We start from the raw sequence: 2,990 nt of genomic DNA, 5'->3' as shown, positions 1-2,990 counted from the left end.
TATGCCAACCGGTTCTTTCCGGATCTTCCATACATGGCAGTTATTTTTCCAATTCTTTTAGCAATTGGGGCATGTGCTTTGTTTGGAATTTTAAATGGATTTCTAGTTGCAAAATTCGATATGCATCCATTTATTGCTACGTTAGCCGTCCAGGTTATTGTGTATGGTGCATGTTCCCTTTATTTTGACATGGCGCCAAACAAATCCCAGCCAATCGGCGGTATCCGCAGTGATTTTATCGTGCTGGGGCAGAAAAAGATTCTGGAAATCGGCGGATTTCCCGGAATTTCTATTTTAGTGCCAATCGCTATCTTTTTCGTAATTCTGATCTGGTTTATTCTGAATAAAACAGAATTTGGCAAGAACGTGTATGCAATCGGAGGAAACCGGGAAGCAGCAATTGTTTCCGGTGTTAACGTATTTAAAACCATTATGGGAATATTCGTCCTGGCATCCGTTTTATATGGTGTTGCCGGAGTACTGGAGGCTGCAAGAACAGCGGGAGCCACGAATCAGTATGGTAACGGATACGAACTGGATGCCATTGCAGCCTGTGTAGTGGGCGGTGTTTCTTTAAACGGCGGCATTGGAAAGGTCAGCGGAATTGTCAGCGGTGTGCTGATTTTCTCTGTAATCCAGTACGGACTGCAGTTTATTGCAGTAAGTCCAATGTGGCAGCAGGTAATCAAGGGTATCATCATTGCCGTAGCCGTTGCAATCGATCTTACTAAATACAGAAAAAAATAGTTTCAAAACAAAGAAAAATAATTTAGAACCCCCAGTTATTTTTCCGGTATGCCGCAGGTGTTTCTCCCACAATGGATTTAAATTGGTGGATAAAATTACTCTCCCCGGTAAATCCCACCTGACCGGCAATATCGCTGATACTGTCGTGGGTGGTACACAGCAGGCGTTTGCTCTGACTGATCCGGTAACCCGTCAGATAAGAGTAAGGTGTTGTGCCCACCTGCTTTTTGAAAAGGCGGATAAAGTGATATTTGGAAAAATGTACTTTATCCAAAAGCGCATCAATGGAGATGGCTTCCCGGTAATGCATCTGTAGATATTCCACGGTAGCGGCAATATCTGAATTACCAGGGGAGGATAGAAGGGCATCCTGTACAAGCCCTTCCAGCATACTGGTCAGCAATCCGGATATGTAATGACTGCACCGGGCGCAGGACAGAAGTGTCCCCTCTTTCGTGATCCGGTACAAATCCTGGAATGTTTTGAAAAAATGGTCGGTATCCCATGGTGTAATTACATGGATTTTTTCCATGTTTAAAGAAGTCGAAAAGTCAGAGACACCGCAGCCGGTCAGATGTGCCCAGGCAAAGTCCCAGGGACTGGCGGAAGCGTTCTGATATCGATGATATTCATAGGATGGAAGAAGAACCGCCTGATGCCTGGAAAGTGAAATCTGCTGGTTTCTGACGGTAATCAGTCCTTCTCCGGTAAGGGTATAGAGAAGAATATGAAAATTCTGGCCGGAGCGCTCCGTGAAATAATGTTTCCCGGTTGAAAAGATGCCGTCTACCATAACGGAAAAAGGAAAAGCAGCAGTAACGGAATCAGGTGCAACAGCCGCCGTAAATGAGTCCGCAAGGACATCCATATTGTAATGAATCATATATAATACCTCCGCAATTATTTGATATTATTTGGCAATTATCATGATTGAATATCAGTTTTTACTTGATATAATGATGATAACGCAGAAGACGAGAAATCGCAATATCTATAATATGATCGGAGGTATTTTTATGGGATTTCAACTGAAAAAATTTATGGAGGAACTGGAAAATCCAAGTGCAATCATGAGGACGGCTCCGCTGTGGGTATGGAATGATACCATGACAGACAGTCAGATTGACCACGCACTGGATGAATTAAAAAGCCATGGCTTCGGTGGGGCAATCGTTCATCCAAGACCGGGAATGGTAATTACTTATTTGTCAGCAGAATGGTTTGAGCAATGGGGCTATGCGCTGGATGCTGCAAAAAAACGGGGAATGAAGCTCTATATCTATGACGAGAATTCTTATCCTTCCGGTTTTGGAGGAGGTCATGTATCGGCAGAACTGCCGGATTGTCTGGGAACCTCCGTCAGCTATCAGCTGGTACATAAAGACCAGCTGCAGACAGAAGAAAAGGCAGAGAAATGGTTTGATGATGTCAGCCAGGTACGGGTGTTTGCCTGTGAGAAGATTGATGGTGATAAGACAGTTGTTGGTAAGAAAGCAGATGATAAGGAACTAGACGATAAGGAAACAAGTGGTCAGGAACTAAACGATAAGGAAGCAGGTGGTAAGGAACTAAACGATAAGGAAGCAGGTGGTAAGGAACTAAACGATAAGGAAACAAGTGGTCAGGGATTAGACGATAAGGAAGCAGGTGGTCAGGAATTAGATGATAAGGCAGCAGATGCGAAAGTTAGATTGATAAAAGATATATCAGATCTTCCCAGAAGTAAGTGGCCAGAAACAGCAGACTGGTTTATCATCATGGGGTTTGTAAAAGGGGAGACAACCGGATGGATGGCGGGATTTGCCAATGTAGACCTTCTGCGCAGAGAAGTGACCGATACATTTATCGAAAAAGTATACCAGCCTTATTTCAATCATTTTGGAGAGGAATTTGGAAAAGCGATTCCGGCAATTTTTATGGATGAGCCAGCGATCACCGGAAGCGGCGTATACGGAACTGCCGGAAGCCAGGCACTGCCTTACAGTTATTGGTTTTCCCATGAGTTTTATAAAAGAAATGGTTATCATCTGGAAGACTATCTGCCGTCTTTATTTTCGGATACAGAAGCAGAATGGTTTGTTCATACCGATAAAGAAGTGCGCCATGATTATTATGATACCACACGGGAATTGTGGGTTCAAAACTTTGTGATTCCGCTATCAAAGTGGTGTGAGGAACATGGGATTGCCCTCACAGGACATTATATGGAAGATGACTGGCCCAGAGCAAGCGCCGGTACCACG

General features: G+C 43.9%; 1 protein-coding gene and 2 pseudogenes. 2 read left to right on the top strand and 1 reads right to left on the bottom strand.

Features of this window, described 5'->3' with window-relative positions; genetic code table 11:
• Nucleotides 1-747: pseudogene (gene mglC, locus ACH2DQ_RS10960) on the top strand (beta-methylgalactoside transporter permease); the annotation flags it as partial.
• A 22-nt stretch (nucleotides 748-769) separates the two neighbouring features.
• Here mglC and ACH2DQ_RS10955 read toward each other — a convergent pair.
• Nucleotides 770-1,630 (bottom strand): helix-turn-helix domain-containing protein, encoded by an 861-nt coding sequence (locus tag ACH2DQ_RS10955; RefSeq protein ID WP_394911892.1) that lies wholly within the window; start codon nucleotides 1,628-1,630, stop codon nucleotides 770-772.
• A gap of 133 nt (nucleotides 1,631-1,763) precedes the next feature.
• Between ACH2DQ_RS10955 and ACH2DQ_RS10950 the strand changes: the two are divergent.
• A pseudogene (locus tag ACH2DQ_RS10950) lies at nucleotides 1,764-2,990 on the top strand (hypothetical protein); the annotation flags it as partial.

The sequence above is a fragment of the Robinsoniella sp. genome (genome assembly GCF_034124845.1).
Note: the sequence above shows the minus strand (reverse complement) of the source record. Positions and strands in the feature narration are given on the sequence as shown.